Source organism: Candidatus Cloacimonadota bacterium, from assembly GCA_012522635.1.
In the GTDB taxonomy this organism is placed as follows: domain Bacteria; phylum Cloacimonadota; class Cloacimonadia; order Cloacimonadales; family Cloacimonadaceae; genus Syntrophosphaera.
In genome coordinates, this window is the sequence record JAAYKA010000071.1 from 1 (window position 1) to 5,028 (window position 5,028).

Genomic DNA, 5,028 nt, shown 5'->3' on the forward strand with positions numbered 1-5,028 from the left:
GCAAAAAGGGCGTTCACCCCTTTTTCAGGAAAAGCCGCGTGGGCGGATCTGCCGATGAAACTGACATCAAATTCCTGGGGTATGCCAAAAAAGATTCCGGCGCGGCTGGAAACCGTGCCCACCGGCAGTCCGGAAGCCACGTGCAAGGCGAAAGCGGCTTCCACCTCATATTCCTGGATAAGTCCTTCGGCGAGAACGCTTTGCGCGCCACCCTCGCCTTCCTCCGCGGGTTGAAAAAGAAAGAGCAGATTGCGCGGAAGGGCTTGGGAAACAACGCGTTCGATGAGACCCAAAAGCACCGTCATGTGAATATCGTGACCGCAGGCGTGCATCAAGCCCGGATGTTGTGAAGAGAAGGCGCAGCCTGTGTTTTCAGTGATGGGCAGGGCATCCATGTCGGCGCGGAAAAGCCTGTAGGGGCCATTGCCTTCGCTGTATTCCACCAAAATACCCGTGTTGGTGGAAAATTCTTGCACACGGATTCTGGGCAGTTTTTCAAGCTGAGCCAGCAGCAGCTCTTTGGTTTTGTGTTCCCGAAATGCCAGTTCGGGAACGCGGTGCAGTTCGCGGCGGATCTGGCTGAGGTTCAAGCTCATACGATTCTGGCAAGCTCGGCGTGTTTCAGCATGATGCGCACGGCGTTCGCTGCCGCGCCCAAACGCACGTTGTGTCCCAGATTCCAAAAGCAGAGGCTGTTTTTGTTCGCACCCTGCCGCAGGCGGCAAACGTGGCTGGCATTGGAATTACCCAGTTCACGCGGGGTGATGTAGCTGTTTTCCTCAAAAACGATGGACTCCGCGTCCTTGAGCGCTTCGGCGGCAAGATTGGGATTGGCCTCGGTTTCAAATTCCGCGTAAACGCTTTCGCTGTGGCCATATAACACGGGCACACGCACGGTGGTGGCGCAAATCTCGAGCTCGGGAAGTTCCAGAATGCGGCGGGTTTCAAAGTGCATTTTTTCCTCTTCCTGAGAGTAGCCGTCATCGGCAAAAGCGCCGATCTGAGGGATTAGATTCAGGTCGATGGGTTTTGGATAGCTGCCGTTTTCATCGCTGCCAGCGCGCTGAGCCTCCAAGGTCTCCACACCTTGATGTCCACTTCCGGAAACGGATTGATAGGTGCTCACCACCACTTTTTTAAGGCCAAAAAGCCGGTTCAACACCGCCAGCGGCAAAACCATCTGGATGGTGCTGCAGTTTGGGTTCGAGATGATGCCCCGATAGTTTTCAAGCAGCCTTCCATTTATTTCCGGAACCACCAGCGGGATGAGCGCGTCCTGGCGAAATCCGGAGGAATTATCAATCACAACCGAACCGGCTGCGGTTGCAAAGGGGGCGAAACTGCGTGCCACACCTGCTCCGGCGGAATAGAGCACATAGTCGAAAGGATCCTGCAGCGAGCTTTCGGATAGTTCTTTCACCGTGAGCGCCGAATCTTGAAAATAGAGGGTGATTCCAGCAGAACGCGCGGACGCGAAAAGCTCCAGGCGTTCCACCTTGACGCCGAACTCTTCCAAGCAGGTAATCATCATGCGGCCCACTTCTCCAGTGGCGCCCACAATTGCAATTTTCATGGGAAAAATCCTTAATTTCATATTTATCTTTGCCAAACCAAATACGGCAGGGCGGCTCATTTGTCAATGCAAAACTTGACAAAAAGCGGCGGGCGGGGATTTTTGCGCATAATTAGCGCCCCAGTAGCTCAGGGGACAGAGCAGCGGTTTCCTAAACCGTTGGTCGGATGTTCGAATCATCCTTGGGGCGCCATTTTTAAAGGATTTTATGGCCAAATACGCAGAGGGAACCGCCGTCCTTTTTTACGAAAAGGCGGAGCTTAAATTGGGGATGATTACCGCCATGGGGGAACGTGGCTGCCAGGTTTTGGGTCTGGATGGCAACACTTTGGAACTTATCGAAAAACGTTTTGTTTTGAGCTCTCAAAAACCTCTGACGCCTATGGATTTGCAATCCCTGCATAGTTTTTCCGAACAGATAAAGTCTTTCTTGATTGATTTTTCCGAGGAAGAGGCTCATCAAACTCTGGCGGCTCTGAACCAGGCTTTCAGTTTTGAAAAAGCCAGCAATATCCTGGGCTTCAGCCACGATTACCAAGCTTTTGCCCTCTTTTTGCATCTGAGGGAAAACGAGGAAATCTTTGCCCAAAAGAAGGGTCTTTTTCATATCCGCGATGAAGAGGAGCGGAAGGAATTTTTGCGTCAACGTGCAAAATCACAATTGCGGGAACGCTATTTGAGAGCCGTGGCAAGTTTTTTGGAGGGATTTGACAAAGCTGAGGAACCGAATCTGGATCCGGAATTTGAGGAAAATTTCAGACTGGAACTGCGTTCCCTGCAATTTGAGCGGGAACCGAAGGATTTGGCGCGGTTGCTGCAATTGGGATTTTCGGATGAAGGCTATGAACTCAGGTTGAGGGATTTGCGTCTGGCTTTGGGCGATATTTTCCCCAATTCTGATCCTATTGCCGTTACCAGCGGCATCCCGATTGCCTTCAAACCCAATCTGTCAAATCAGGCGCTGCCAGCACGAAGCTTGGCCCGAAACGCAGCCATAACCCCATCTGGCAAAATTCCGGAGGCTTTTTCCATCGATATTGCCGGCACTCCGGATTTTGATGATGCCATTTCATTGACTCCGAAGGAAAATGGTTGGACCCTGGGCATACACATCAGTGACGTGGCTTCCAGAATCCCCTTGGAAAGCGAACTTTTCCAGGAAGCCAGACTGAGGGCGGCATCTTTGTATCTGCCTGGGGAATCCATTTCCCTCTTGACAAATCTGTTATCTTCCGATGAATTCAGCCTTTTGGCGGGCACTGAAAAACCGGCGCTTTCGCTCTATCTGGAACTGGACCGGGATTTGCGCCAGCAGGATTTCCAGTTTTGCTTGGATAGAGTAACCATTAAAAAGAACTACAGTTACCAGGAATTCGATGCCGAATTGGCAAGTCCAAACTATCAGCCTTTGCGTGCGCTGGCCCAAAATCTGCAGCGTGAACGCGAAGAAGAGGAAAAAACCGAAAAACCCCGCTTTTCCTGGCATCTGAAGGTTCAAAACGGGGATGTTTTTATGCTCAAAAGCGACAATCACAGCCCTTCCCGCCAAATCGTTGAGGAGCTGATGATCTTGTATAACAAGCTGTTAGCCAAGGTGGCAATCAAAAGCGGACTGCCTTTCCTCTATCGCAATATCGCTGAGTTTCGGGAAAATGACGACGCTCAGCAGCTTCCACAAATCCAAGCCTTTCTTTCCACCCAAGGCAAATACCATCCCGGCGTGGGCTCAGATGCCTATCTGCATGCCACATCCCCCATCCGCAGATTTGCCGACATCGTGAACCAAGCGCAGTTTCAAGCCTTTTTGCAACAAAAAACCCCAGCTTTCAGCAAGGCGGAACTGGAAAGCCTGATCCCTGAGCTGGAAAAAAGATTGCTGCTCTTGAGACAGGTGGCACGCCGCAGCGAGAGCTATTGGCTGCTGCGTTTTTTGGAACAGAAGCACCTGGGCGAACCCCTGGACCTGATTTTGCTGAAACGCCTGCGCCAAGGCTATCTGGCGGAACTGATGCGCTGGGGAAAAAGGCTGGTGATTCATTGCGACACTTTTCCGCCTCTGGATACACCTATCAAAGCTATCCTGACCTCGGTGGATCTCAAAGAACTCAGCGCCACGGCGGAGTTTGGGTTTTGAATAGACTTGATGGTGAAAAGCAAAAAATCGCTGGACAAAAAAAGCCTGCCATATTAGGTGTAAATTATCGCATTTAGAAAATAATTATGAATTAGTCACGCGGCGCTGAAACCATCGATTGTCCGAAAAACAGTCAATTGAAATCAGTTTCTTGCTCTTCAAAACAAGCGCTCCGGCGAAAGCAAAAAAATATATCGTCAACGAATGAAACATTTATGGAGGAAAAGATGAAGAAGAAATTGTATCTTCTGGCATGGGTTATGCTTGTTTTTACATGTAGCCTTTCTCATGCTTTCAGCCACCGGGAAGGTGACGCCGAAATAATCCACTATTGGCATTTCAATTCCCTGCCCAGCGGAACTCTCACGGAAGTTGAAGCTGACTATTCCGCGGTTGGCACAGCCGTTATCACATATCCCGGCACGGGTGATGGCTACATGGACAGACGCACCCACCGCGCTGAGGACCCCGTTTCAAACCTGAACCTGCTGATGGGTCAGGAGCCTGATCAGGGTGCCGTTCTGCGTTTGCGTAACCCCTCGGATACAAGGGAGTTGATTGTTGCGGCTCCCAGCACAGGTTTCAAGGGAATAAGCGGGGCATATGCCACCACCCGGACCAGCAATGGCGCCACAGAGCAGGAATTGTATTATTCCACCAACGGAGGTGCAAACTGGACCCAGATCGGCAGTTCATACAGCATTCCTGAACTTCCTGACTGGATTCTGAGAACTTTTGACATATCATCAGATAGGACCGCCAACAATAACGAAAACCTGATGTTCAGAATTCTTTTTACGGGAGAAAATACCGACAACGCCTCCGGCAACGACAGACTTGACAACTTCAGCCTGCACGGCATTCCCTTGCCCGAGCTGAATCTGCCTCCCCAGGTGATTGAAATCCCCCAGCTCCAAAAAGCCATTGAAGAAGGACAAGCTCTGCAGATTGAACTGAGCGACCTTTTCGAGGACCCGGAAAGTGATTTCCTGAGCTTTACAGCCAGTTCTTCCCGCCCCGATTTTGTGCAAACGCAAGTGTTTGGCGATATTTTGAACCTCACACCTCTCAGAAGGGGAGACGCTTTGATCACAGTTTCCGCCAACGACAGCTTCAACGCAGACGTCAGCCTCCAGTTCAGGGTTCTGGTCTATCCCAAGGCTTACAGCTTCACAGATTCCGGCTTCAGTTTCGACGCTTGGGATGCCGGCACCCCGGAGCTTGTTTATCCCGAGCACATGCTGTTTCTTCAATCCGACGTGAATGACCCCGATCTGGCATATCCGCTGGAACATGCCTATTACATTGAACACGACGACTA

4 protein-coding genes and 1 tRNA gene are annotated in these 5,028 nt (G+C 51.0%); 3 read left to right on the forward strand and 2 right to left on the reverse strand.

Translation table 11 applies throughout. From position 1 onward, the window contains the following. A partial coding sequence (locus GX135_03990) for an N-acetyldiaminopimelate deacetylase (GenBank protein NLN85252.1) occupies positions 1 to 596 on the reverse strand: 596 nt, incomplete at its 3' end. Beyond that, entirely contained in the window at positions 593 to 1,573 is a 981-nt protein-coding gene (locus GX135_03995; protein NLN85253.1) for an aspartate-semialdehyde dehydrogenase, read from the reverse strand. The genes GX135_03995 and GX135_03990, both read right to left, overlap by 4 nt. Before the next feature lie 117 nt (positions 1,574 to 1,690). Here GX135_03995 and GX135_04000 point away from each other — a divergent pair. The 3 genes from GX135_04000 to GX135_04010 form a co-directional block, all read left to right on the forward strand. Beyond that, positions 1,691 to 1,766 (forward strand) — tRNA-Arg (locus GX135_04000). Between the two features lie 15 nt (positions 1,767 to 1,781). Further along, positions 1,782 to 3,707 (forward strand): RNB domain-containing ribonuclease, encoded by a 1,926-nt coding sequence (locus tag GX135_04005; GenBank protein ID NLN85254.1) that lies wholly within the window; start codon positions 1,782 to 1,784, stop codon positions 3,705 to 3,707. A 227-nt stretch (positions 3,708 to 3,934) separates the two neighbouring features. Further along, a partial coding sequence (locus GX135_04010; GenBank protein NLN85255.1) for a hypothetical protein occupies positions 3,935 to 5,028 on the forward strand: 1,094 nt, incomplete at its 3' end.

Coding starts and splice junctions, on each gene's coding strand:
- GX135_03995 (NLN85253.1), bottom strand. CDS start 1,573: ATGAAAATTGCAATTGTGGGCGCCACTGGAGAAGTGGGCCGCATGATG.
- GX135_04005 (NLN85254.1), top strand. CDS start 1,782: ATGGCCAAATACGCAGAGGGAACCGCCGTCCTTTTTTACGAAAAGGCG.